Origin of the sequence: Nodosilinea sp. AN01ver1 (assembly GCF_050565655.1) — a bacterium.
GTDB lineage: Bacteria > Cyanobacteriota > Cyanobacteriia > Phormidesmidales > Phormidesmidaceae > Nodosilinea.
The window spans coordinates 76,355-100,966 of record NZ_JBNXVS010000022.1 but is presented as its reverse complement, the minus strand read 5'-3'; the positions used below and the strand labels follow the sequence as shown (position 1 = coordinate 100,966).

The following is a 24,612-nucleotide window of genomic DNA, read 5'->3' as shown; positions in this document are numbered from 1 at the left end:
CTATTCTCACGATCTATTCACAGACTGCATAATGAATCTGACCTGCCCAGCTATGCTGTTTTTCCCTCGCCAATCGAGGGGGTGCCGAAGTTGATGCAACTAGGTGCCGAAGTTATGCAAATACGCAATTTGTCTTAAAAGATACAAATATTGAATGCTTGTCTATTGCGAAGACCGTAAAAACCCCTACGATTGAAGTTAGGGAATGTGCGCCAACCTCCTGCCAACAAAGGGTTTCAGAGTTTTAGGATGAGCGCATTTGACATCTACTGCACAAAGGCGATCGCAGAGCAGCGATCGCGGTTTCTACCCTTTTCTACCTGAACCGTCCATGCCAACCCCCAGTCGTTATTCCCTTGACTTACTCAATCAAAGCTATAGCCGAGGTCAGCTTCAGTTTCAGCATCTCGATCTGCGCAAACTTTCCCTAGAGGGCATCAAAATGCCCTTTGTGGAGTTCATCGACTGTAACCTTCAGGGCCAAAACCTGGCCGGGGCGTTCATGCCCGGCGGCGTGTTTTCTCACAGCTGTCTGCGCAAAAGCAAGCTTAACTGGGCCAACCTGATTGGTACCGACTTCTTTTTGGCCGACTTGTCCGGGGCTCAGCTCAATCGCGCTATGCTGGCCGGGGCGAAGCTGGTAGGCGTTAATTTGCAGGGCGCAAGCCTCAAGGAAGCGGTGCTAACCGGCAGCGACCTGCGAGGGGCCAATCTGAAGGGGACCAATTTACGAGGGGCAAACCTCAGCAATGCCAACCTGCAGGGAGCCGACCTGCGAGGGGCAGACCTGACCGGGGCTGATCTCAGCGATGCTTTACTGGTGGGCACCCTCATGCCCGATGCCACCTATGTTGACTACGGCGTTGAGCTGCTACCAGCCGGGGCGGAGTAGCTCAACTCGTTGAGGGCTCTGATGCCTAGGGCGTTGCCTAAACGGTAATTAGCTCAGTGGAGGGCTACCCCTGCCCCACCAAACAGCACCAGCGACAGAAAGAAATCGACGATGAACAAACCTACCCAGGTGGTAACCACAGCTGAGGTCGCGGCCCGCCCAACCGAACGACTACAGGTTGTGGTTAACCCCCAAGTGCAGCCCGCCAGCGCGACAATCGCCCCAAACAGCACTGACTTGATCAGCACGGCAATTAGGTCGTTGAGCACCATCAGCGATCGCACCGAGTCGAGAAACTGACCGACGGGCATTTCATAAAAGAAGAAAGCCACCCCAGCCCCACCGACAATACCCAGTACCAGCCCCAGCACTGTCAGCACGGGCAGCATAATGCAGCAGGCGACAACTCGCGGCACCACCAGGTAGTCTACGGGGTCGGTGCGCAACACTTTGAGCGCATCAATTTGGTCGGTCACCTTCATGCAGCCGATTTCGGCAGCGTAAGCCGTACCCACCTGACCAGCCATGATTGCAGCCGTCAGGATGGGCGCGAGCTCACGGCAAAAGGCCATTGCAAAGGCACCGCCTAAGGCATGCAAAGCGCCAAACCGTTCCAGTTCGCGAGCGGTTTGAATGGTAAAAATCATGCCGGCAAAGACATTGGTGAGCAGCACCGGGGTTAGCGTTAAGGGTCCTGCGGCCACCATTTGCTCAAGGGTGCGCTGGCGATTTACGCCACACCGCAAAACCCGCACCAGCACCTGTCCGCCCAAAAAGCAGGCCATTACGATGTGGTAAGGACAAGACTTTTGCCGCACGGCCTGGGCTGGTTTGGAACCAAGCTGAGGGCCATAGCTGGGGCGAACTGATACCGGAAGCGGAAGCGAAAGTCGCACGGCTTTGTGGTAGGCCTTAACCATGGCAAGAACTCATTAAGGATGTCAGGCAGACGCGGTCAGCAAGCGTAGTGTGCCCTTCTTCTGCAGCTCGGTTGAACGCAGGTCAGAGAAACTACATGAAGATGACAGGCGGATAGACCGGCTTCTACAAAGGCACTACTCAACTCAGCTGGGTCAGGAAACTTACCTTTTGCCGCCACAAAAGTGCATCACGAATTTCTGCGAGTTGAAGACATCTGAGAATACCTTCAGAAATACAGCTACAAAGCTGACACCAACTTACAGAGTCCTTTAAGGGTTCTAGATTTTCTACGGATAGTTTTCACATTGTGACCCCGGCTGACCTTGCTTGGGCCAGGAGGCTCACAGCCCTGCTACCGATGGATGCACAAGTCTAGGGGATCGGGGCCGCCCCAGCAGCCCAATCTGGCCCTCAGATCGAAGGATCGAAGCCTGAGAAAGCGCCAAAAAAAGACATCCTGCCAAGTTAGTACATTTTTAGTACAAACTTGACATACTCATGATACACTTGTACCAACTGATCGGGGAATTTCTCTATCAAAGGTCTGGGTCAGGCTTTGGGCCTGGGCATTCAGGCTTTTAGCTGCGGTTTACAGTCATGTTTGCTCTCCTATTAGGGGTACAGCACGGTGGATTTACAGAGCATTCAAACCAAACTTATTCATAGGGTTAATGCCCTTGGCCAAGACGAGGCCAATGTACAGGTTGATTGGGCTGGGGGGCCATCCCCGGTTGAGTCTAACCAGGTCCGGTCGGGGGGAACAAGACCTAAAGCAGACGTTTCGGCGGCCATCAACACGCTACAGCGCCGTGCCGTTCCGAGAGGGGGCGAAGGGAATGCCTCTCCATCTGAGTCAACCGCAATGGTTAACAGTTACATTCAACAGCTCAACGGCATTGCCGCCAAAATCAATCAAATTTCAGCAGAGCAGGAGCGGGCGATCGCAGAAATGCAGCTCATTCAGGCCCATCTGGCTCAGGTTTACCCTGTCGTTAACCATCAGGGGCAGCCAGTTGCCCCCCCTTACCTCGACGCACAGCGAGCCGTTATCGCGGCAGCGGAGGTAGATAGCTGGGGCAATGTTGTGCTGGCGTACCGCGCTGTTACTCCCAACTTAGCCACTGGTGCTGCAGCGCCGTCTCGCTCGCCTGCGGGCCGGGCCCATCAGCTAGCCCACCAACTGCGCAACAGCTATGGCTCCTCCTCGCCGCCGCTGCGCGGAGTTTGGAATTCTCTGGTCAGCGATGTAGAGGCCTTGGGCCACGAGCCTGCCCAGCTTCTGGCTCAGCTGGGTCGCACAGTCTGGGGGGCGGCGCTCAATCTAGCTCAACAGGTAAGGCCTATCGCGGCGCGACCTCGGCCTGCCCAACGCCCGTTTAGTCAACCGCTGGGGGCTTTTAGCCAAAGCAATCGCGGTGCATCGCTGTCGCTGGTAGACAGCATGCTGTGGTTTGGCGGCGGGGTCATCGGGCGGCTGGCCTTAAATTTGCTGATCGGAGCTTTTCCAGCCCTGTGGTCGCTGGCCGTGGCCGCTATCACGGCGATGACAGCCTATGCGCTGTATCGCGCTACTCTGGCTCCCAAATTGGCTTTTGGACCAGCGCTACGCGTGGCTTTGCTGGTGGTAGGGCTGATTGTGGGTGGCCAAATCTAGGGCCAGTAACCCGGGGCAAAACTTTTTTTGTTTGAGGTTCTAAGGAGGCAGGCTATGGTTTCGATGCATCAGGCTGGGGGCGGCATCACCCTGGCTACCGCTAAACCGTTCATTGCCGGTGGGCTGATGCTAGCCATTGGTTTACTGGCTATTGATGACCGAGGGCTGGGGCGCTGGTTAACGGCGGCACGCCCGCAAACGGCACCGGGGTGCGAAAAAATTGTGCAAAGCAATTCTCAGCTCAGTCGTGAGCAACTGGCTCAGCTTTTGGTGGTGCCCGAGCGCGACCCCAAAGAAAACGTGCGCAAGATTGTGGCAGAGCCATACTGCAGCTTGCCTCAGCTACAGGTGCGCTCAGGGGTAGTCTCGGAGCGCGAGGCCTATCCAATGGCCTGGGATCCATCTGTTCAGCTGGTTATTCTGTACGAAAATGACGAGTACGCTGGCTATCGCTTTCGGTTTCAGTAGTGGGTTGGCGACCGTGAGCAGCTTTGGTTTGGAGCGATGGTCAAAGACCGGCCCCGAGGGGCGATCGCGTCAGTTTTTGCAGTCTTTCGCTGGGCAGTTTTCCTGGGGCCTAGGAGCGCTGGGACGACTGGTGCTGAGCCTGGGGTTGGGTCTGCTGTTGGCTGGTTTGACCAGCTGTGGCAGCCTGACCCCAGTAGTGCCCCGCCAAATTGTGCTGAAGCAGTCGTGGGAAATTGAGTCGGGCGATCGCGTGGCTGGGCAGTTGGTGACGGGCAGTTTGGGCGACATATCGGTGCGGCTGCGAGGCACCCGGCTGCGGGCTCCCTTTGCCGGGCAGGTCGAGCTGGCTGCTAAAGGCTTTCACTGCATTTACTTCTCAACGCCCGAGGTGCCCGCCTACCTGTTTCGCTACTGCGGAGTCAGACAGCCCCGACTGGGCCTGGTTCAGGCCGGAGAGGTGATGGGTCGAGGGCAGCAGATTCACTTTGCTACCCTGCGTCGTCAGCCCGACGGAGCCTGGGCGATTGTCGAACCCTCCGATCGCGTTCTAGAACAGTCCCTCAATCAGCCGCCACCTGCTTTGCCTTTTTAGCGGCCAAAAAGCCCCGTGTTACTGACCTGTGTTGCTGACCCATAACAGGCGATCGCGCGACCCAGCCTTTTTTCTTACTGCCAAACAATTCGTCTTTGCCCCATGAAGCTCCACCCCAACCTGCTAGCTGCTAGCTCTCTGCTGGCCATCCTCAGCCCCTCAGCGGTGCGTGCCGACGACGGCGTTCTCAGCTTTGAGCTCTCGCCGCCCCAGTGGGCTGATGCCGCGCCCGCCGCCGATGCCGTGGCCGCCGAGACCGTAGCCCTAGTCTCTGCCCCCGACCTGGCTAACCAGCCTTTGCCCATTCCCCTCAGCGCGGCCAATCCGCCCATGCGCTACCACTCGCCCCAGCAGCTACCGGCTGGGGTTTATCGGCGCGGGGTAGCGGCTGCTCTCAACGAAAGCTCTGCTACAGCCCTGCTGCCCCCCGCTCCTCCCCTAGCCGCGGGTGCGGTCATGGTTGCCGCTGCCCCGGTCGAGCCCCAACCTGCCCCCGTACCCGAGGCAAAAGCCGCGCCCGAACCCCTGGCGCTAGATTTTGAGATGGCCCCCTCGGCGGCGGTTGTGGCGATGGTGCAAGCCAAGGCTGAAGCCCAGCTGGCGGCCTCTAAACAGCAGGCCAATCCGCTGCTGAGCCTGTTTGAGGGTAACTCTGACTCGCTGGTGGCGCGAGCTGTAGGTAGCGCAGAGGGCACCCGCACCCCCAATGGCGCTATCAACCCCGCCTATTTTGGTCACACTGACCCCGGCAACCGAGTCTGGAATATGGGCACATTTTCGTACCAACACGGGGCAAAAACCCCAGAGGAAGCCGACCAAAAACAGCTGGCTCGCCTACAGAATCAGGGAGACTTGCTGCGTCAGCGGGCGCTTCAGCACGGCCTAAACCTGACTCTAGAAGAAACGCTCAATGGCCTCGATTTGGCCAACCAGTCGCCCCTGGCTGCGATTGGCCGGGTTGGCTACGTTGAGCGCCTAGCCGAGGCAAAAGCCAATGGCCTTGAGGGTTCCGAGGCTATTTTGGTCGCTCGCACTCGGTCTTACATTAACCCCAACACCGGGCGGTGGAATGCACCGGGTCTGGGCAATACCGAGGCCAGCATTCGCCGAGATCAGCAGCGCCGGGCCAATGCCGTAGCCCAGGCGATCGCAGCCTACGAAAGCGAAAATCCGCAGCTTCAGGCCGCAACCTGGACACTAACCCCCAGCCCTGCGCCTGCCCCAGAAACCTTAGTCGCGCAGGCCGAGACCCAGGCAGAACCCGTGGATGATTTTCTCCAAATGTGGACTTCACCCAGCGATCCGGTGGCCAAAGCAGAGCCAGCGCCAGATTCGGCCCTGGTGGGTCAAGCGCCCGAGGCAGATGCCCCAAGCGAGAATGCTCCCAACTTGACCACCTCAGGTGTCGCCTCAGGCGATCGCATGCTGGCTACTCTTTGGCAGTTCACGGTGGATAAGGTTGCTGCTCTAAGCGTTGATGCCAAGAGCGAGCCTGAACCCCAGGCCGCATCCCTAGCTGACGTGCTGCTCAACCCTAACAGCAGCGAGTCTCAGCCCCAGGCAATCACCTCGGCGGCTGAGGTAGCGGTTGTTGAGGCCGTTGCAGCGCCCGCTGAGGTAGTCCCCGTACCGGAAGCGCCCGCCGAACCTGCTTCGTCAGCGATCGCCCCAGCCGCAGCAGAGGTCGCCCCCGTTACAGTCGTCCCTCCCACCTGGAGCGAGGCGAGAGAGGGCAGCCAGAGTACTCCAGCCGCCGCCGAGGTTGTAGCCACACCTGGAGCGTTTCCTGACAGTACCGTCTACGCTCCCCTAGCACCCGCTGAGACCCCAGCCTCCGAAGCGGCCCCAGCAGAAGTAGCCCAGGCTGAATCTTCGACCGCAGCGCCCGACGCTGTGCCCAGTTCTGCGACAGCTCCGCCTGAAGCTGAACCCACCACTATTCCGGCTGCCATGGCTGAACCCTTGACCTCTGAAGGAGCTAGCGCTCCTACTCCAGTAGCAGAGTCGGTCTCAGAAACGCCAGAACTGGTTCAGCCAGCCCCTACCGCTGACGGTAATGATGTGCTGGAGTTTGCCAAAGCTGACGCAGATAGTGCTGACGCAGCCGAAGCCCCTCTGACTGAGGCCTCGCCATCGAGCTACAGCTTGTCCACTTCAGCCGAAACTGACGCCGCAACTCCCCAGACCTCAGCCTTAGACCAGGCCCTAGTGGCTGAGCCATAGGCCCTGATATTGGGTCAGCTTGCTCAAGCAGCCCTCAAGCGCAGAGCGATGGTGAAGGGAGCGTTTCTTCACCATCGCTTTGAGTAAGCGTTTCAATTCTCAGCTATCTTTATACCGACGACTTAGCAACCCTTGCGATCGCAGAGTAAAGACTGGGGCCTGTCATCAATTTTAGCCACAAGCCTGATTCCATCGGCATTGCCAAACCCGCCTCAAAAAACAGGTTTGGGGCCATATTCGCCCATTTTCGGGCATCAGCAGTCAATTGATGACAACTCCTAAAACTACAGTTCTAATGACTCATTTTGCAACATTCTTACTTATGCCCTTCTTAATTGATAGCCTGGCCACTATAAAGATTAGCGGGTTGTTCTTAAAGAATTGGTCGCTATGTCTTCACCGACGCCTAGCATAAAAGAATCTTGAACGTTACTCGCTAGGCCAATGCCGAAGCCCGATACCACTGCGCTACCCAACGACCTCTCAGCCCTGGACTTAACCAGCGGTAGTGAGGCGGTTGATAGCCGCCTTAACATCGCTCAAATGCTGTCTTTGATCGACAGCATTTTGCCTTTTGAAGCCTGTCTGTACCACGAAATAATTCCTTTATCAGTAGAGTCGAGTTGTTTGCACCTCGGCATGGTAGACCCCACCGACACTACTGCCATTGATTACGCTCGCAAGCAGGTTTCATTCATTCACTGCTCAGTTTTGTCGTGGCCCATTTCCTCTGACTGGCAGCGCAAAATGCTGTCTAAGTATTTGAGCTACGCCGCTCGCACCAAACCCAAATCCCAGGCTCCAGCCGGTCATAGCTCACCCCCAGCGTCTCCGTCTGATGATGAGCTGCTGACCTTTATCGTCGACAGCCCTGAAGACCTTCACAGCGATCGCCCTGCTGAGCCTATCCAGCCATCTCCCCCCAGCGTTTCACCCCCTACAACCTCCGAGGGTCAACCGTTAAGCCTCACCCTTGACGCTGCTCTGGGCCAGATCCCTCCTCACCAGCTCCATCGTCTCTCGCCACCCCAGCTTACCCAGGCGCTGCTGAACCAGGTGCTTACTGAGGGCATTGGCCGCCTTTACCTAGAGCGCCGCCCTACCCACGGACGCGTGCTCTGGAGTAAAGACGGCGTGGTGCAGGCAGCCCTTAGCGATCTCAGTGTCGAGCAAATTCAAAGCGTTATCAATGAACTCAAGCGCCTTACCCATCTGCCCCTGCTGCCGACCAGTCAGCCTAAGCAGGCCGACATTGAACGGCTCTACAAGGGCGATCGCGTGCTGTTGCGCCTGCGCCTGATAGCGGGCACCCACGGCGAAGAAGCCACGCTTCAGGTGCTGCGGGGTGCGGCTCTGAAGTTCTACGAGCAACAGCAGCTTCGCCAGCTGGGGGAAGAGGCCCTAGACGTTGCCAACACGCTGCAAAAGCGGATCAGCGCTATTCGGCATCGGGCTCAGCAAACCCTGAACATTGAGGAACCCTCAGCACGCACCCTCGATGACCTGATGCAAATGCTCAAAACCATGGAAGAGCAGATTGGGCAGATAATTGAGTCGTCTCACCCCTCCGACCCCAAACCTTGACTCGATGCTAACCTCTGGCTGCCTGCCCCTGCGATCAAGTTCCAGGTCTACCCCGCCTAGTTCGACGGTAGTCAGGCAGCACTGCTTAAGCCTAACGCTCTGACTTAGCGCCCCAGGCGCTGGTCACGCGGCCAAAGTTCACCCTAAACTCGTCTAGCCCCAGCAGGCCTCCCGGTCGACCCTCATCCCACGAGGCTGAAAGCACGCCGTAGGTCAGGCCAACTACCCCAAGGCCAAAGCAGCCCAGGGTAAGCAAAAGCACAAAATAAGACGGCAGCACAACAACCTGGTTGACGACCAAGTAGTAGCTAACCACAAAGGTCACTACGCCTGAGGCTGTAGGAACGCCAGAGAAAAACAGCATCCGACGCAGCATGCGATCGCTGACCTCTTGCGGAATAGCCGTTGACGCACTGGCGGCTTTCTGAGCAGAGGCCGATTTCTTGCCAGCGGCAGACTGCTTAGCTGTTTTTTGGGCAGAGGCAGAGGCTGGCTGAGCCGTTTTTTGGGCTGGGGCAGGCGCTGACTTAGCCGCTTTCTTAGACTCTTTAGCAGCCTTGTCAGCGCCTTTGCCAACAGGCTCAAAAGGCAGCCGCTTGCGAGAAGACTCTGAGGCCATAGAGCTACATGATTACAACAAGCAACACCACAACAAACAAGACCGTAGCCTAGCTAGGCTTGCTGGCTTAGCCGCGAATGCCCAGCTTTTGAATTAGTGCCCGGTAGCGCTCAGAGTCTTGCTTTTGTAGGTAAGCCATCAGGCGCTTGCGGTGGCCAATCATTTTGAGCAGGCCACGGCGCGATGAGTAATCTTTTTTGTTCTTTTGCAGGTGAGCACTGAGCTGATTGATGCGATCGGTGAGCATGGCAATCTGCACATCGGCAGAGCCAGTGTCGGTGTCATGCACCTGATAGTCGGAGATAAGTTCCTGCTTGCGCGCTTGCAACAGAGTCATGGGACAGACAGCTTCTCTAGAAGGATAATTTGACCAGGATTTTTCACTATAGCACAGGGGTTGCCGCACCCATCTATTCTGCTTAGCGGGAAGTCTGAGCCAGCAGCAGAAGGGAACGCCCTACTCCTGGTCATCATTGGCTCAACCATGCGATCGCCTCGCGCACCCAACTCTCAGGGTCCGCTGACTTTTGCAGCGTAGAGTTTTGACCCACCGCCTGCAGCGCCTTGAGAATTTCGCTCTGGCTGTAGCCTAGCGCCGTCAGGGTAACTTCTACCTCTTCGTAAAGGGTTGGTACTGGCCCGGCGCTGGGCACCAGACCCACCCCCGACTGAGTCTGCCAGTCTTGTAGCTTAGTTTTTAGCTCTAGCACCAGGCGCTCTGCGGTTTTGCTGCCCACTCCAGGAGTGCGCGACAGCAGCCGCGTGTTGCCGCTGACAACCGCCTGGGTCAGTTCGGCTTCGCCCAGGGTATCGAGCAGAGCCAGAGCCATCTGGGGACCAATGCCGCTGACGCTGATTAGCAGCCTAAACAGGTCACGTTCCTGGCGCTGGCCAAAGCCAAACAACACCGCCTGGTCTTCACGAAAGTAGAGATGGCTAAACAGCTGCACCACCTCACCCAGAGGCGGCAGGAAGGCAAGCTGTCGAGCGGGTACCTGCATGTCATAGCCCACCTGGTTCACGTCGAGGGTGACAATAATTTTGTGGCTGCCGGGTTTTTGAATGTCGGCCAGCACCCCTTTGAGGTAGCTGATCATGGGTCGGCAGCAGGCTTTTTGGGAGAACGAGCGCGATCGGGGCGAGGTTCTGGGGCAGCCGAGCTGGGAGGCGCGGCCTTGGTACTCTTGGGTCGCTGAGTCGGGGTAGGGACCGTCGTCTCTTTAGCGGGTTGCAGGTGGCTACGACCGTTTTGAATGATCCGCAGCATTTGGGAAAGCTGCTGTTCTACATTGGAGAGCACCTGGTCGGCGTAGACATCGGCCTCCTGCTGAATCATATCCTGCTCGGCCAGGGCCTTTTGCCGCAAAGACTCCCATTCTCGCTGGGCCTGAATCTGCATTTGCTCAATGTCACCCATCACCTGGGCGCGCAGGCCATCGCAGTCTTGCTGAGCCTGAGTTTTGATCTGCTGCGCCATCTGTTCAGCCTGACGTACAATGCCCAGTTCATCTAGCATTTGAGCCGCCTGCTGCTCTGCCGCCGCAATCAGCTCTTGAGCATAGTTTTCGGCCTCGGCCATGAGAGCATTGCGCTGCTGCAAAACCTGAACCGCCTGGCGAAAGGCCGGAGGCAGGTTAAGGCGAATGGCATCGAGCTGATCGAGCAATTGATCTTCGTCGACCAGGGTTCGACCGCTGAAGGGCACCCGAGGGCTGGCCAGAATGATTTCTTCTAGCTTGTTGAGGTCTTGTTGGATATCAATATCGCCAGGGCTAGGCAGGGCCGACCCCGCCTCTGCCGCCTCTACAGACAATCCATTGGTTTGGGCACCGATGGACTGGGTACCGCGGGGTTGACCATGGCGGGGCTGTGCGTTGAGGCGGGCGGGGTCTGGGCGTAGCATTGGTAAATGTCTCGCGCTACATGGTGGGGAACAAGGTGGTCGATGGGGCCGCCAAAGCGAGCAATTTCTTTGACCAGGCTGCTGCTGAGAAAGCCGTACTCCGTAGAGGTTGAGAGAAAGAGAGTTTCGATATCGTCGGCCAGGGTTTTATTAGTATGCGCCATTTGCAGCTCTTTTTCGAAATCCGAGAGCACCCGCAACCCCCGCAGTAGCACCTGGGCCTGGCGCTGGCGGGCGTAAGTAATCGTGAGGCCGTCGTAGTGATCGATATCGACGTTGCTAAGGTGGCCTACTGAGCGCTCAATTTGACGAATGCGCTCAGCGGTAGAAAACATGGGCACTTTGTTAGGATTGCTGGACACCAGCACAATGACCCGTTCAAACAATCGACTGCCACGGGTAATGATGTCAACATGTCCCAAGGTGATGGGGTCAAAACTGCCGGGATAGATGGCAATCAAAACGGCCTTGCCCAGTAGGAATGTGGCGATTATAGCTAAATTCTGCCGGTTTAGGGCCTAGGGCCAGGGACGCCAGACCAGGGGAATGACGCTGTATGGCGAAGCCCTACAGCGTTGGCGCTGACAGGCTAGACGGGTTCAACGGTTATGGTTGGGCCGCGCTGGCCTTAACTACGATCAGGTTTTAGATTTGACCAGGGTTTTGCGGTAGACGCGATCGCACCTGGCGGTCTCTACGCCGCTGGCTCGCTGGTAGCCGCTCGCTTCGTATAGGCCCACCGCTTCTTTCAGCACTGAGGCGGTTTCTAGCCAAATCTCCTCAAAACCGCGTTGCTGAATGGCCGACTCCATTGCGCTCAGCAGGTAGCGGCCCAGCCCCTGCCCCCGCGCCTGGGGCAGCAGATACATCTTGCGCAGCTCTACAGCGCCAGGGCCTCGGCTGGTGGGTCGATAGCCCGCTGTTCCAACCAGGACTCCGTCAACCTCCACAACCCAAAATTCGCCGCCGGTTTCCCAGTAGCAGACTTCAACCTCTCGGGCATCGCGATCGCTGTCAGCAGGCTCGCAGGTCAGGCCGTATTCTTTGAGCACCTGGGCAATCAGGGCCAGGGCGTCGTCGCGATCGCCGGGCTGCCAGCTGCGAATCAGGTAGGGGCCAAAGGTGCTGCGGTGTTCAATCGGCATCGGATGTCGGGAGCTAGTGAGGGTGTTAGCTATGAATGCGGGGCTGAGAATGCAGGGTCGATAAGACGTTGCTTTCTGCGGTAGCCAAGTCTTCTAGCCTGGCCTCCACTTCGGCCCGCGGAAAACGACCTGTGGCCAGCACCCAGTAGGCTCCATAGTGGCGGGCTTCTGAAGCCATCAGGCTGCGGTAGAAGTGAGCCAGTTCCGGCTCGGGGCAGTGCTGGGCCAGTAGCCCCAACCGCTCATGGCTGCGGGCTTCAATCAGGGCCGAGACCAGCAGCACGTCGAGCTGGCGGTGTGGTTCGACCGGGCGCACCTGCTGCCGCAGAGCGGCCCCGTAGGGCGGCGGCGGTAGCGGCCCAAAAGCGACACCACGGCGATCGAGCCACTGATTGACCTGGGCAAAGTGGGCCAGTTCTTCCTGGGCGATCGCGGTTAGAGCCTTAACCAGCTCAGCATCTGACGGGTACCGATTGATCAAACTCATCGCCACCCCCGCCGCCTTGCGCTCACACTGGGCGTGATCCAGCAAAATGACGTCAAGATTGGCTAGCGCCTGCTCAACCCAGTCCTGAGACGTGGGCACCTGAAGGAATTTAATCGTAGCGGTGGCCATACAGATTTGGAAAGACCTAGGGAAAAGTTTGCGCCAGCTCAAGTCTAAACCACCAGCCGTTCACCCACTCTGCACCCATCTACCCGCCCACCCACCTACTCATCCACCCACTCACTCAAAACACCCCTAAGCGTCCCCCAGCCCCTGCCGCAGGCTCTTGAGGTGCTGCACCAGCCCGTGCAAGCCGAGGCGATAGCTGTCGGGGCCGAAACCGCAAATTTGGCCCACGGCCACAGCAGCAATATAGGAGTGGTGACGAAAGGATTCGCGCTTGTGGATGTTGCTGAGGTGGACCTCGACGGTGGGCAGCCCAACAGCGGCGATCGCATCTCGAATAGCCACGCTGGTATGGGTATAGGCACCAGGGTTGATCAAAATCCCATCCTGTCGACCGTAGCAGGCCTGGATGCAATCTACCAGAGCACCTTCGCTATTCGACTGAAAAAATGCTAAGTCTGCTCCAAGTAACCCCGACTGCTCGGCCAGCATCGCTTCAATCGTGGCCAGCGTTTGGCTACCGTAGATGCCGGGCTCTCGCAAACCCAGCATGTTCAAATTGGGGCCGTGAATGACCTGAACCCTAAACAATGGCCTAATTCCCAGTAGCGTCGGCTGTATCGACGTCCTATCACATTTCTCAGGCCGGATAAAATCTTTCGCAACCAGCTTGAGCATCAACGGGAAACCGCTTACCCAAAAATTAAGCTTTAGAGAGTAATCTAGCGGCGGGGCTCATCCACAGGAATAGGGATCAGCTCAGGCTCGACCTGGGTTTCGGGACCAAATAGAGCCTCAATGACCCTATCGACCCACTCGCGCAGTTTTTCGAGAGCCTCTTCGATGTAATCCATTAGGATAAAACTCCTTACTGGCACACGCCGCTCCATTTGTTCTTGCCTAAGCACTGACTCAGATCAGTAAAGCCTGGGTCAGTGAAGCCAAAAGGAGCTGCACTTTTCCATAATTACATAATAGCCATTTGAAGCAAATGATCAACCCAAGCATTACAGCAGGTTGCGGCGCAGGGCATCGAGGGCCGAAAGAGCGCTGAGCTGGCGCACCCAGTCGCGGCCCCGATAGCCAGAAAACTCGTGTCTATAGCTCACCACCTCGCCGCTGGGAGTAGCCAGGCCGATGTAAACCAGCCCCACAGGTTTGTCAGGGCTACCTCCCCCCGGCCCGGCAATGCCGGTAATGCTCAAGGCCCAGTCGGTGTGCAGCAGCGCCTTGACCCCTAAAGCCATTTGCTCGGCGACGATCGCGCTGACGGCCCCCTGCGCCTCTAGAGCAGCCGCATCGACCTTAAGCAGGTTGACCTTAACGCGGTTGGCGTAGGCAATAACCCCGCCGTGAAAATAGGCTGAGCTACCGGCGATATCGGTCAGCAGCTGGCCCAGGCCGCCTCCGGTACAAGACTCTGCCACCGCCACGGTCTGCTGCCGCTGCAGGAGCAATCGACCAACTACCGAGGCCAGCGTGTCATCGTCGGTGCCGTAGCAATCGTCTTGCATCAGAGCGCGAATGCCCGCTTCTATGGGTTCAATCTGAGCCAGAGCGGCGGCGGTCGAGTCGGCCATAGCGCTGATGCGGAGCTTGGCTTCGCCCTTGCTGGCGTAGGGGGCTACCGTCGGGTTGCCCTGGCTGAGGTAAGGGGCCACCTGTTCGGCCAGAGCCGATTCGCTAATTCCCCAAAAACGCAGCATGCGGCTGACGATCGTGGTTGTCACCCAGCCGCGATCGCGCAGGTAGGGCACGGCGGTTTCGCGCCACATGGCCTGCATCTCCCGCGGCACACCGGGAAAGGTCATGAGCGTTAAGTTGGGTCGCGGCGACCAAATAATGCCAGGGGCGGTGCCCTGGGGGTTGGGCAGCACCAGGGCTCCCTCCGGTAGCAGCGCCTGCTTGCGATTGCTGAGGGGCATCGTGCGGCCCCGCGCCGTAAACTTGGCTTCGATATCGGCCAGCAGATCGGGATGTTCGACCAGGGGGGCACCAAACAGGGCAGCCAGCGTCTCTATGGTCAGGTCATCGGGGGTGGGGCCAAGGCCACCGGTAAACAGCAGCAGCTTCGAGTCTGAGCCAGAGCGCTCTGTAGCCAGAGTCACCACCTGCTGAATGCGGGTCGGATTGTCGCCCACCACGGTTTGGTAATAGTGGGCAATCCCCAGGGCGGCCAGCGCTTGGGCCAAAAACTGAGCGTTGCTGTTGAGAATATCCCCCAGCAGCAGCTCGGTGCCAACGCAGATGATCTCTGCGCTTCTGGCTATCGAACTGGGGGTTTTGAGGGGCTCAGGCTGGGAAGCAGGGCTAGGGGTCATGGGCGGGCCACAGGCGAAGGAAAGCAAGCTGAAGGCGCAATAGTGTCATTATGACCATGGCAGGGGAGCGAGGAAAAGCCTGCCATGCCTTTTGAAGGCATTCCCCGGTGACAGAGCCTTGTGTGGTTGATATTGCGTTGGTTGGGATATGGAAGAAAGCCCGATGGCAGGTTGGAGCGATGGCCAAACCGCTCCTGGAAACGATGGTAGAGAACCCGGCATGGGGGGCGATGGTCGAGGACCAGCCCAGAGAGGCAAACGCAAGCCTAACTGGGCCTCTGGGCTGCTGGCCCTAGTGCTGGGAGGCTTACTTTACCGCACTATCGTCGCTTTCTGGATGCTGCCGGGTTTTGACGAAGCCTACTACTACCTCTACAGCCGCTATTTGAACTGGAGCTATTTTGACCATCCGCCCATCGTCGCGCTGACTACAGGCGTGGGCTGGTGGCTAACCGGCATCATTTCGCCGTTTACCCTGCGGTTGGGGGCGCTGGTGATGTACTGCATCAGTCTGGTATTTCTATACCTAACGGCAGCGCGACTGTTTTCGGCAGCGGTCGGGCGCATGACGGTAGCTATTGTCACCCTAATTCCGCTGTTTGCGATCGCCTTTGGCATTCTGACGTCTCCCGACAACGGGCTGATTTTGTTTTGGAGCGCCACGCTGCTGGTGGCTGCCTGGGAGTTTTTCCCGGACCACAGCCGCCTCAGCGACCCCGACCTGATTAAAGCTACCTACGTGCCCACCTGGCGCATCGCGCTGTTAGGTCTGACCGTAGCGCTGGCCTGTTTGAGCAAGTACCACGGCTTTGTGCTGGGCCTCAGCCTGGTGGGGTTTTGTGTGGCCTCTCGGCCCTATCGCGCAGCGCTGCGATCGCCCTGGCTCCTGCTTGCCATCGTCGTCTTTGGCCTCACCCTCTTTCCCCTCTGGTACTGGAACAGTCAGCACGACTGGATTTCCTTCCGCTTTCAGCTGGGCATGCGGTTTGACGGCAACACCGGCAGCAGCGGCTTTAGCCTGGGGCAAATGGTGGGCTACTGGCTGCTGTCGATCGTCTACCTGTTTCCCCTGTTTGGGTTTCCGCTGTGGTGGGTAGCCGCCAAACAGAGCGGTAAACAGGTGTCGTTTGGGTTTTCTCCCAGCCCCAGCGATGGCGCAGCCCAAGATCACTACAAGCAAGCCCTGATTCTCTGGCTGTCGCTGCCCATTATGCTGCTGTTTACCCTGTTGGGGGGCAAGCAGCAGATTTTACCCGCCTGGCCCGCTCCTGGCTACTGGGGCATCAGCATCTTGCTAGCGGCTCAGGTTCTGGTCTGGCAGCGCCAGCGGCATCGGCTTATTCGTCGCTGGCTATGGGGCTCTGGGTTGTTTTTGGCCTCGCTCTCGATGGTGGCGCTGCTGCACCTGCGGCTGGGCATTTTGCAGCAGCCCAGCACCTACGCCATCTTGGGTGGGCTGGTTCCCGTCGAACAAGATGGCTCTACTGAGCTAATCGACACCTCACAAATGCAGCGCCTGTTTGCCAGCACGCCCGAGGTGAGGGCCGCTCTGGATGAGGTGGGTTTTGTTTTCACTAACGAATACTATCTGGGAGGCTACTTTGCGATGGCCATTCACCCCCTGGTCGACCTCCCCGTGACCGCCTTTAGCCAAGACCCGCGCGGTTTTGCCTTCTGGTTTAACCCCCAAGACTGGGTGGGTCAAGACGCGCTCTACATGACGATCGCTCGCTTCACCGAAAATGACGAAATTGTCGATCGCTACCGCCCACTCTTTGACAGCATTGAGCCTTTAGCCACCGTTCCCCTGCGGCGGGGTGGGGCGGTTACTGAAACTATTCACATCTATCGTGCGAACAACTTGCGCCAGGCCTACGAGTACCCCTATGGCCCCTCAGCGCGTGCGCTGCCGCAGCCGCCAGCCGGTGTAGCTGAGTAGTGCCGTAGCCCCTAGGGCATAGACCAGGCCGCTCGGCACCCCGGCAAAGGCCAGAGCCAGCGTGCCGGCCCACAGGGTCAGCACATAGATAAACAACACCGTCACCCGGTGAGAAAGCCCCGCCTGCAACAGGCGGTGGTGCAGGTGGCGCTTATCGGCTACAAAGGGCGACTTACCAGCGCGCAGTCGGTCTACAATTACCGCCGACATATCTAAAATGGGCACAGCCAAAATCAGGTAGGGCAGCAGCACCGCCGCCGTGGTCACCGTTTTGACCAGGCCAATAACCCCTACCCCAGCCAGGGTAAAGCCCATAAAATAAGCACCGCCATCGCCCATGAAGATCTTGGCTGGGTTGAAGTTGTAGCGCAAGAACCCCAGAGCCCCCCCAGCCAGGGCGGCGGCAATCAAAGCCGCAGCGGGCTGATTCATAAACAGGCTCACCACCAGCATGACAAGGGCCGCAATACCCGAAACCCCAGCAGCTAACCCATCGAGCCCGTCGATCCAATTGATGGCATTGGCCATACCCACCAGCCACAAAATGGTGACCGGCAAGCTAATAAAGACGGGCAGCTGGATGAGCCCATAGAAGGGAATGGTGAGGAAATCAATGCTGACGCCCACGTGCCAAGCTATGGTGGCCACCACAGCCTGCATAAACAGACGACTAAGGGGAGAAAGCCCAAACAGATCGTCGGTCAGTCCGATGAGAAAGAACGCCAGACCGCCCAGGGTGACGCCCCAAATCTGAAACTCTTGCGGAGGGGCGAGGTGCTGGCCAGTCGCATCAATAAACCCGCCCAGAGACCACACCAGCAGCAGCGCCAGCAGAGTACCCAAGAATATCGAGACCCCACCCAGACGCACCATGGGCTTGTCGTGCACCTTGCGCCCGCCGGGCTGGTCTACACGCCCGCTTTTGAGGCCAATGCGGCGCACAATGGGCGTCGTGCAAAGCACCACCGCGGCGGAGATACCAAAGGCCAGCACATGATAGAAAACGAACGGCATCCTCACCCCTCCTATATTGAGAACCCTGTACTCAGCTAGTTGGGTTCTATCTCAGCAGCCTACTACGCCTTGACGGCAACCTTATGACCCAGGCCTGTTCTAAGCGCTGAGCGCCGAGGTACTAAAACTGAGCCAGAGAGTATTCTGGCCCGAAATAGTCCACAGGATAGGTCGAGTTTGCTAAATAAGCAAAAACTCCATGCAATTATGACAGATCGTTAAGGTGTCACCCTAACTTTCTACAACATTACATGGAGCGTTAATTAGACCCAGAACAGCAGCCTGGGCTAGAGCGTATTGGTGGCCTAAACTAGGGCCGGAACCAGCCCGCCCAGGTGAGCATAGAGGGGGAAGCGATCGCACAGTACCGCCACTCGCCGCTTGCAGTGCTCAGCCATCGTGGCGTCGTCTGGGTTGAGCAGGCGATCGGCAATGATGTCGGCAATTTCGGTAAACTCAGCCTCGCCCATGCCCCGAGTGGTCATAGCGGGGGAACCCAGGCGCAGCCCACTGGTGACAAAGGGCGACTCGGGGTCGTAGGGCACGGTGTTTTTGTTGGCGGTGATATTGACATCGCTGACCAGCTGGTCGGCCCGCTTGCCCGTCATGCCGATCGAGCGCAGGTCGCACAGCACCAGGTGGTTATCGGTGCCGTCGGAGACAACCTTGATGCCCCGCTGCTGCAGCTGGGTCGCCAGCTGCTTGGCGTTGGCAATGACCTGAACGGCGTAGGTGCGAAACTCGGGTCTGAGGGCTTCACCGAAGGCCACAGCCTTAGCGGCAATGACGTGCTCTAGAGGGCCGCCCTGGCTGCCGGGAAAGACAGCTTTGTCAAACTTTTTGCCCAGTTCGGCATCGCGGGTGAGAATCAGGCCCCCGCGAGGACCGCGCAGGGTTTTGTGGGTGGTGGTGGTGACCACGTCGCAGTAGGGCAGTGGGTTGGGGTGCTGACCAGCCGCCACCAGTCCGGCGATGTGAGCGATGTCGGCCAGCAGGTAGGCACCGGTTTCATCGGCGATCGCGCGAAACTTCTCAAAGTCAATCGTGCGCGGATAGGCCGAATAGCCGCAGATGATCAGTTTGGGGCGGTGCTCCAGCGCCAGAGCGCGGATTTGGTCGAAGTCGAGCTGCTCGGTGTCGCGGCTGACACCGTACTGCACCACCTTAAACCACTTGCCCGACACGTTAACGGGCGAGCCGTGGGTGAGGTGGCCGCCGTGGGAGAGATCCATGCCCAAGATGGTGTCGCCGGGCTCTAGCAGGGCCAGGAACACAGCAAAGTTGGCCTGGGCACCGGAGTGGGGCTGTACGTTAGCGTGGGCCGCACCAAACAGTTCTTTGGCGCGATCGATCGCCAGCTGCTCGGCCTCATCTACAAAGGCACAACCGCCGTAGTAGCGCTTGCCGGGCAGTCCCTCGGCGTACTTGTTGGTCAGCACCGACCCCTGGGCCGCCAGTACCGCAGGCGAGGTAAAGTTTTCGCTGGCGATTAGCTCCAGGTGGTCGCGCTGGCGCTGTAGCTCGCGCTGCACGATGCTCGCCAGCAGCGGATCCGACTCTTGTAGAAAATCAAAGTTAGTTTGAGGCACGGGCAAGGCTCCCAACAATCGACAGAGTTATACGGGCAAAAAGGGGGCCGGTTAACGGTAGCCGATAGCAGAGCTGCCTTCCCCCGAAGCATTTGCGGCTGCTTAAACCAGGCCATCTGCCTGCCAATGCTGCGCCACGAGTTCACATTAAGGCAAGCAGTAGAGACTGTGGCCATTGAGCAGTTTGCACGCAGTCTATTATCTTATCTGGATGGCTTTGAATTTGGTAGCTCAATCCCTGGCTTGGCGGGGGCAGACTGCACGAATTCAGAATTTACGGGCAAATGTTACGGATTGCAACATATAATCTTTAGGAACGGCGGGGGCAGGGTTGCTTCTGAGAATGGGCCAATTTCAACTGTTTTGCCAAAGTTGGGTGCAGTTGTGAGAGGCTAGGTTAAGCAGAATTGCCTGTAGTCGGTTTGAGATTTATATTCTCCAGGTTTGGGTCATTAATGCTGCAACTGACGGATTCTCCCCCCATCCAATCCCTATCCTCCGTTGAGGACGCCTACGAGGTGTGTCGGCGCGTCACGGCTAAGTATTCCAAGACGTTTTACACCGGCACTATGTTGATGGCCCCGGCTAAGCGGCGCGCCATTTGGGCGATCTATGTCTGGTGCCGTCGCACTGACGAGCTGGTGGATGGGCCGCAGGCGCAGTTTACGAGCGAAAAAACGCTCGATCGCTGGGAAGCGCAGCTAGAGTCGATTTTTGCAGGCTGCCCGGTGGATGACGAGGACGTGGCCCTGGTCGATACCCTAGAGCAGTTTCCCCTCGACATTCAACCCTTTCGCGACATGATTGCGGGCCAGCGCATGGATTTGCACCGCAACCGCTACGACACGTTTGAAGATTTAGAACTCTACTGCTACCGGGTGGCGGGCACCGTAGGGCTGATGTCGACGACGGTGATGGGCGTTGATACCCAGCTGCAAACTGCCCCCTGGAGCCAGCAGCAGCAGCTTGACCCGACTCCCCAGGCGATCGCCCTCGGCATTGCCAACCAGCTCACTAATATTCTGCGCGACGTGGGCGAAGACGCTCGCCGAGGCCGCATCTACCTGCCCCTAGCCGACCTGGCCGCCTTTGACTACACCGAAGCCGATCTAATGGCTGGGGTGGTTGACGATCGCTGGCGAGCCCTGATGGCCTTTCAGATCGATCGCGCCCGTCGGTTTTATACCGAAGCAGAGAGCGGCATTGGGCTGCTGAGCGAAGATGCCCGCTGGCCGGTGTGGTCGGCCCTGGCCCTCTACCGCCAAATTTTGGACGTGATTGAGGAAAACGGCTATGACGTGTTTAGCCAGCGGGCTTTTGTGCCCTCGCTGCGCAAGCTGTTAACCCTGCCGGGTACATTGCTCAAGGCGCGAGTGCTCTAGGCTGCAATTATCGGCTGGCCCAACAGGGCCGGAAGCCGCAGAATTTATTAAGATATGTATAGAACCCCACCGGGTTTATATCTCTCCCTGCGCTGCCTGCCATGACGACCACTGCCGCTGCTGCTGAAGCACCAAACGCCGCCACCTGGAAAATTAAGCTGCTCTACGACGGCGACTGCCCCCTCTGCCTGCGAGAAGTGAACTTTTTGCGCAAGAAAGACGGCGGACGCGGCCTGGTTGCCTTTACTGACATTGCCGCCGATGACTACAGCCCCGAAGACAACGGCGGCGTTGACTTTGCCACCGCCATGGGTCGCATTCACGCTGTGCGGCCCGACGGCACGGTGATCAAAAATGTAGAGGTCTTTCGCCAGGTCTACAATGTCCTGGGCATCGGCTGGATCTACGCCCCCACTGGCTGGCCGATCATTGGCCCTCTAGTGGATTGGGTTTACGGCCTGTGGGCCAACTGGCGGCTGGCGGTCACGGGTCGCCCTAGCTTGAAGACAATCTTGGCTGAGCGCGAGGCTCGACTAGGGGCGGGATGCAGCGATCGCTGTCAGGTTTGAGAGATTAGCCTCGCCTTAACCTGAACAGCTTAAAATTTTTTCGGCTTGGCAGGGCAACTATCAGTTGCCCAATCGAGAACCGCTACGCCGGCAACAATTTACTAAAAAGGCTGAGTCTTTTTGGAGACTCAGCCTTTTTAGTAGGTCTTGAAGAAATTGCCTTACCGCTCCGACTCGGTACTGGTATCTTCTGGTTCGTCGAGGGAGCTGCCGCTGCCGTTGTAGAGGGCATCGAGCTGCTCGCGGGCGTCTTTGACCGAAATTGACTTCATCACCAGCAGCGGTTCGCGAATGACCTGACCATCCTGGTCGAGCAGCTCGGGGTGAGGTACGGAGCGATCGCCCTGACCAAACTGTTGACCGCCGCTATAGGTTCGAGGCGATTGGGGATTGCGAGCATTGCCGCCGAGCAAAATCAGGTTTCTAACCAGGTTTGCGATCGCCATGATAGCCAGAACCGCAAATGCAATGATGTAAACGACGTGCCACATAGCTGCTGTCCTCTGGCTAACCTTTGCCTGTACTGACTTTAGCGCGTTTCAGGTTCGCGTGCTGTGTCGACCGTAAAACCTGAGTTTTAACTCGCTTAACCTGTATCTAGTTTAACCAAAATTCCTCTGCGTCAGCCTCATCCGTAAGGGTGCTCATCGGTTGCCACCCAGGCTGCCAGAGCGATCGATTCTTCAGCTGCTTGGCATTCACCCACAGCCGCACCGTCGGGTCACAGGAGGCCACCAGTTCCGCAAAAATCCACTGGCCCTCTTGTTTGCGGTTAGCCACCTGAAAATGCCGCCAGCCCTCGGTTTTTTGGCGGGCGGTCCATTTAGAGCCGAGCAGGTGGGGGTATTTTTGTTTGCGAGGCATGGGGAGTGGATGGGTGGGCGAGTGGGTGAGGGGATGGGTGGGCGAGTGGATGGGTGGGAGAGTGGGTACGTGGTGCGTAGGGGATTTGGATGAGGTTTAAAGTCTTGCTGGGTGGGCCATTGGTTAATCTACCCATCCACCTTACCCTCCAGGAAGCCGCGATCGCGTCTACTCCCCATCCACCCACCTACCCATCGACCCATCCACCCACCTACCCTAACGAATCCCGCTATCCTCCAGCCGCTTCCTGATGCCGCCCATATGCACAGCGCGGCTGCTAATCTGGGCCTGTTTTTCGCCGATCAGTACGTAGACGCGGCCTGAGAGCAGCTGACGCACGAAGGGACGACGGTAGACTAAGATGCCGTCTAAATTGGCGTCGCTATCTTCGGTATAGCCCATTTCGGCCAGGGCAGCATCGAGTTCGCGCTTGAAGGTTTTGCGGCTGCTAATGGGTAGCGCCAGGGTGGTGCTGCGGTTAACCAATGCCCCCAGCAAGCCACCTACAGCCCCAAACGCCGTGCCATAGAGGTTAGGCAGGCCAGTATCGAGGCCAATGCCGAGGGTTTTGGTCGCTAACAGGGCGGTAACCAGGGCGGTGCCAGAAAAGTAGTATAAAAACGTGAGGCCAAAACCGGGGCCAGCGGGCAGCGTGGGTTCGTCGGACATAGCAAGGCTCTCGCACCTGGGCACTGGTGTCTATCTTTTCATCAATCCTGACCGTTGGGAACGGTTGAAGATTGGTAGGCTGATAGAGATTTTCTAAGGTTTCTTGGGCTTTTTGGGGCTTGGGTATGCTCGATCTGCTTCAGCTCAGCGGCAAACAGCGGCAGTTTGTAGAACTACTACAGCAGCAGCAAACGGTGGAGAGTCTGCGATCGCTCTGTACCCAGGCCGGTTTTGATATCAACTTTATCAATGGTTTTTTGCTGAGCGGGGCGCTCGATGGCTACGTGCAGTGGCAAGAGCATATCCAGCAGACCTGGGTTTTGACGGCTAAAGGCGAAGATCTGGGCGGCGTGCTGCCGGGGTTTGCGTTAGCCAAGCGGCTGCTGGCGGGCATGGGCGATCGCGCCACCCTTCAGGCTGAGTTAGGCTCTGCCTTTAGCCTCAACTACGGGGCGCTGCGGCGCGAGCAGGCGGTCGACCTGGCCGATGGCGAGGGCGAAGGCGTGGTCACGGTGCTGAAGTCGTCAGTGCTGGGGGCCTATCAGCAGCGGCAGGGGGTGTTTAGCGCGATCGCTGCTGGGGAACCTCTGACGGACGGGGCGGCCTCCTCGCTGGAATGGCTGCAGCAGCAGGGATACATTACCAGCCAGGTTGAGACAGACTACAGCCTGACGGTGCTGCCCGTGCTGCAAACCCTGGAGCTGGGCGATCGCGTGACGGCCTTGAGCAGCGAGCTAATTCTCTCGGGTCAGTGGCGAGAGGTTGACCTCAAGCCCTACGACATTCACGCCGAAGTGCCGGATGTGGCCTACGGGCGACCGACTATTTTGACCCAGTGCATTCAGCGCATTCGCGATATTTTTTTGAATATGGGCTTCGACGAAATGTCGGGCTACCTGGTGGAATCGGCCTTTTGGAACTTTGACGCCCTGTTTACCCCCCAGGATCACCCGGCCCGCGAGGTGCAGGATACGTTTTATCTGGCCAATCCTCAAACGCTGCCCCTGCCGGCAGATCAAAGCCTGGTCGAGCGGGTAAAACAGGTGCACGAGGCCAACTACGGCGGCCAGTGGACCGAGGCCGAGGCCAGCCGCGCTATTCTGCGGGCGCACACCACCACCTCGACGGCCCGCCGTCTGCACCAGCTTCAGGGCCAGGACGGCAAGTATTTTTCGATCGATCGCGTGTTTCGCAACGAAACGGTCGATCGCACCCACCTGGCCGAGTTTCACCAGATTGAGGGCGTAGTCGTCGGCGAACTGCTCAGCGTGCGCACCCTGATGGGCTACCTCACCTACTTTTACGAGCGCCTGGGGTTTAAAAATCTCAAGTTTAAGCCCACCTACAACCCTTACACCGAGCCGTCGCTGGAGGTGTTTGCCTACCATCCGCCCAGCGATCGCTACCTTGAAGTGGGCAACTCCGGCCTGTTTCGCCAGGAAATGCTGCAGCCCCTGGGCTGCGGCGACAAATCTACAGTGGCCTGGGGGCTGGGCCTAGAGCGCATTGCCATGCTGCTCTACGATGTCGAGAAACTCTCTGACCTGATCGGCCCCGACATTCGCTTCTAAATTTTATTCAGACATTCACCCTCTTTGCCCCTCAAAGACATTTCTAAAGCGGGAGTTGTCTGGAGTTGCCCATCGGGTAT

The 24,612-nt window shown here is 58.1% G+C and carries 26 protein-coding genes; 10 read left to right on the top strand and 16 right to left on the bottom strand.

Annotated elements, in window-relative coordinates:
- Positions 1 to 331: 331 nt before the first annotated feature.
- Complete coding sequence (locus ACQ4N7_RS17445; protein WP_430712768.1) at positions 332 to 892, top strand: pentapeptide repeat-containing protein; 561 nt, start codon at positions 332 to 334, stop codon at positions 890 to 892.
- Positions 893 to 945: 53 nt separating this feature from the next.
- On the opposite strand, the gene ACQ4N7_RS17440 is transcribed toward ACQ4N7_RS17445, so the two are convergent.
- The gene (locus ACQ4N7_RS17440) at positions 946 to 1,677 is read right to left on the bottom strand and encodes an MlaE family lipid ABC transporter permease subunit (protein WP_430712773.1); all 732 of its coding nucleotides are present in this window, start codon (positions 1,675 to 1,677) and stop codon (positions 946 to 948) included.
- Between the two features lie 998 nt (positions 1,678 to 2,675).
- On the opposite strand from ACQ4N7_RS17440, the gene ACQ4N7_RS17435 reads away from it, so the two are divergent.
- From ACQ4N7_RS17435 to ACQ4N7_RS17415, 5 genes are all read left to right on the top strand, one after another.
- Positions 2,676 to 3,467: a hypothetical protein gene (locus ACQ4N7_RS17435; protein ID WP_430712767.1), complete on the top strand. Its 792-nt coding sequence runs from the start codon at positions 2,676 to 2,678 to the stop codon at positions 3,465 to 3,467.
- A 54-nt stretch (positions 3,468 to 3,521) separates the two neighbouring features.
- Positions 3,522 to 3,935, top strand: coding sequence for a hypothetical protein (locus tag ACQ4N7_RS17430; protein ID WP_430712766.1), 414 nt, complete (start codon positions 3,522 to 3,524; stop codon positions 3,933 to 3,935).
- A 13-nt stretch (positions 3,936 to 3,948) separates the two neighbouring features.
- A complete protein-coding gene (locus ACQ4N7_RS17425) occupies positions 3,949 to 4,527 on the top strand; it encodes a hypothetical protein (RefSeq protein WP_430712765.1) in 579 nt (192 codons plus the stop codon).
- A 102-nt stretch (positions 4,528 to 4,629) separates the two neighbouring features.
- Complete coding sequence (locus ACQ4N7_RS17420; protein WP_430712764.1) at positions 4,630 to 6,750, top strand: hypothetical protein; 2,121 nt, start codon at positions 4,630 to 4,632, stop codon at positions 6,748 to 6,750.
- A 444-nt stretch (positions 6,751 to 7,194) separates the two neighbouring features.
- On the top strand, positions 7,195 to 8,334 hold the full coding sequence (locus ACQ4N7_RS17415; RefSeq protein ID WP_430712763.1) for a hypothetical protein: 1,140 nt from the start codon (positions 7,195 to 7,197) through the stop codon (positions 8,332 to 8,334).
- 91 nt (positions 8,335 to 8,425) lie between these two features.
- Here the strand turns inward: ACQ4N7_RS17415 and ACQ4N7_RS17410 are convergent, their stop codons facing one another.
- The 10 genes from ACQ4N7_RS17410 to ACQ4N7_RS17365 all read right to left on the bottom strand — a co-directional run bounded on the left by ACQ4N7_RS17410 (position 8,426) and on the right by ACQ4N7_RS17365 (position 14,935).
- A complete protein-coding gene (locus tag ACQ4N7_RS17410; protein ID WP_430712762.1) occupies positions 8,426 to 8,953 on the bottom strand; it encodes a PAM68 family protein in 528 nt (175 codons plus the stop codon).
- A gap of 67 nt (positions 8,954 to 9,020) precedes the next feature.
- On the bottom strand, positions 9,021 to 9,290 hold the full coding sequence (gene rpsO / locus ACQ4N7_RS17405) for a 30S ribosomal protein S15 (RefSeq protein ID WP_035987838.1): 270 nt from the start codon (positions 9,288 to 9,290) through the stop codon (positions 9,021 to 9,023).
- A gap of 133 nt (positions 9,291 to 9,423) precedes the next feature.
- The gene (gene ruvA, locus ACQ4N7_RS17400; RefSeq protein ID WP_430712761.1) at positions 9,424 to 10,050 is read right to left on the bottom strand and encodes a Holliday junction branch migration protein RuvA; all 627 of its coding nucleotides are present in this window, start codon (positions 10,048 to 10,050) and stop codon (positions 9,424 to 9,426) included.
- Positions 10,047 to 10,856 carry a hypothetical protein gene (locus tag ACQ4N7_RS17395; protein WP_430712760.1) on the bottom strand — a complete coding sequence of 270 codons (810 nt, stop codon included), beginning with the start codon at positions 10,854 to 10,856 and terminating at the stop codon, positions 10,047 to 10,049. Before ACQ4N7_RS17395 ends, ruvA begins: the two co-directional genes overlap by 4 nt.
- Positions 10,757 to 11,317 (bottom strand): pantetheine-phosphate adenylyltransferase, encoded by a 561-nt coding sequence (gene coaD, locus ACQ4N7_RS17390; RefSeq protein WP_430712759.1) that lies wholly within the window; start codon positions 11,315 to 11,317, stop codon positions 10,757 to 10,759. The genes ACQ4N7_RS17395 and coaD overlap by 100 nt, the downstream gene beginning before the upstream one ends.
- Positions 11,318 to 11,494: 177 nt before the next feature.
- Positions 11,495 to 12,001: a GNAT family N-acetyltransferase gene (locus ACQ4N7_RS17385; protein ID WP_430712758.1), complete on the bottom strand. Its 507-nt coding sequence runs from the start codon at positions 11,999 to 12,001 to the stop codon at positions 11,495 to 11,497.
- Between the two features lie 25 nt (positions 12,002 to 12,026).
- Positions 12,027 to 12,617 carry a tRNA-(ms[2]io[6]A)-hydroxylase gene (locus ACQ4N7_RS17380; protein WP_430712757.1) on the bottom strand — a complete coding sequence of 197 codons (591 nt, stop codon included), beginning with the start codon at positions 12,615 to 12,617 and terminating at the stop codon, positions 12,027 to 12,029.
- Positions 12,618 to 12,743: 126 nt separating this feature from the next.
- Positions 12,744 to 13,205, bottom strand: coding sequence for a type II 3-dehydroquinate dehydratase (aroQ, locus tag ACQ4N7_RS17375; RefSeq protein ID WP_430712756.1), 462 nt, complete (start codon positions 13,203 to 13,205; stop codon positions 12,744 to 12,746).
- Between the two features lie 131 nt (positions 13,206 to 13,336).
- Complete coding sequence (locus ACQ4N7_RS17370) at positions 13,337 to 13,468, bottom strand: hypothetical protein (protein ID WP_430712755.1); 132 nt, start codon at positions 13,466 to 13,468, stop codon at positions 13,337 to 13,339.
- A 153-nt stretch (positions 13,469 to 13,621) separates the two neighbouring features.
- Positions 13,622 to 14,935 carry a competence/damage-inducible protein A gene (locus ACQ4N7_RS17365; protein ID WP_430712754.1) on the bottom strand — a complete coding sequence of 438 codons (1,314 nt, stop codon included), beginning with the start codon at positions 14,933 to 14,935 and terminating at the stop codon, positions 13,622 to 13,624.
- A 163-nt stretch (positions 14,936 to 15,098) separates the two neighbouring features.
- Between ACQ4N7_RS17365 and ACQ4N7_RS17360 the strand changes: the two genes are divergently transcribed.
- A complete protein-coding gene (locus ACQ4N7_RS17360; protein WP_430712753.1) occupies positions 15,099 to 16,874 on the top strand; it encodes an ArnT family glycosyltransferase in 1,776 nt (591 codons plus the stop codon).
- On the opposite strand, the gene ACQ4N7_RS17355 is transcribed toward ACQ4N7_RS17360, so the two are convergent.
- Together ACQ4N7_RS17355 and glyA are read right to left on the bottom strand one after the other, a co-directional pair.
- The gene (locus tag ACQ4N7_RS17355) at positions 16,830 to 17,888 is read right to left on the bottom strand and encodes a glycosyltransferase family 4 protein (protein WP_430712752.1); all 1,059 of its coding nucleotides are present in this window, start codon (positions 17,886 to 17,888) and stop codon (positions 16,830 to 16,832) included. The genes ACQ4N7_RS17360 and ACQ4N7_RS17355 overlap by 45 nt on opposite strands.
- A 305-nt stretch (positions 17,889 to 18,193) precedes the next feature.
- Complete coding sequence (gene glyA, locus ACQ4N7_RS17350; protein WP_430712751.1) at positions 18,194 to 19,477, bottom strand: serine hydroxymethyltransferase; 1,284 nt, start codon at positions 19,475 to 19,477, stop codon at positions 18,194 to 18,196.
- A 455-nt stretch (positions 19,478 to 19,932) separates the two neighbouring features.
- Between glyA and crtB the strand changes: the two genes are divergently transcribed.
- Positions 19,933 to 20,859 (top strand): 15-cis-phytoene synthase CrtB, encoded by a 927-nt coding sequence (crtB, locus tag ACQ4N7_RS17345; RefSeq protein WP_430712750.1) that lies wholly within the window; start codon positions 19,933 to 19,935, stop codon positions 20,857 to 20,859.
- 101 nt (positions 20,860 to 20,960) lie between these two features.
- Positions 20,961 to 21,428: a thiol-disulfide oxidoreductase DCC family protein gene (locus tag ACQ4N7_RS17340; protein WP_430712749.1), complete on the top strand. Its 468-nt coding sequence runs from the start codon at positions 20,961 to 20,963 to the stop codon at positions 21,426 to 21,428.
- Positions 21,429 to 21,589: 161 nt separating this feature from the next.
- On the opposite strand, the gene ACQ4N7_RS17335 is transcribed toward ACQ4N7_RS17340, so the two are convergent.
- From ACQ4N7_RS17335 to ACQ4N7_RS17325, 3 genes are all read right to left on the bottom strand, one after another.
- On the bottom strand, positions 21,590 to 21,919 hold the full coding sequence (locus ACQ4N7_RS17335) for a DUF2973 domain-containing protein (RefSeq protein WP_430712748.1): 330 nt from the start codon (positions 21,917 to 21,919) through the stop codon (positions 21,590 to 21,592).
- A gap of 106 nt (positions 21,920 to 22,025) precedes the next feature.
- Positions 22,026 to 22,292, bottom strand: a complete 267-nt coding sequence (locus ACQ4N7_RS17330) for a TIGR02450 family Trp-rich protein (RefSeq protein WP_430712747.1) — start codon at positions 22,290 to 22,292, stop codon at positions 22,026 to 22,028.
- Between the two features lie 216 nt (positions 22,293 to 22,508).
- On the bottom strand, positions 22,509 to 22,961 hold the full coding sequence (locus ACQ4N7_RS17325) for a hypothetical protein (RefSeq protein ID WP_430712746.1): 453 nt from the start codon (positions 22,959 to 22,961) through the stop codon (positions 22,509 to 22,511).
- A 125-nt stretch (positions 22,962 to 23,086) separates the two neighbouring features.
- Here ACQ4N7_RS17325 and ACQ4N7_RS17320 point away from each other — a divergent pair, with 125 nt between their 5' ends.
- Complete coding sequence (locus tag ACQ4N7_RS17320; protein ID WP_430712745.1) at positions 23,087 to 24,532, top strand: phenylalanine--tRNA ligase subunit alpha; 1,446 nt, start codon at positions 23,087 to 23,089, stop codon at positions 24,530 to 24,532.
- The last annotated feature ends 80 nt before the right edge of the window (positions 24,533 to 24,612 follow it).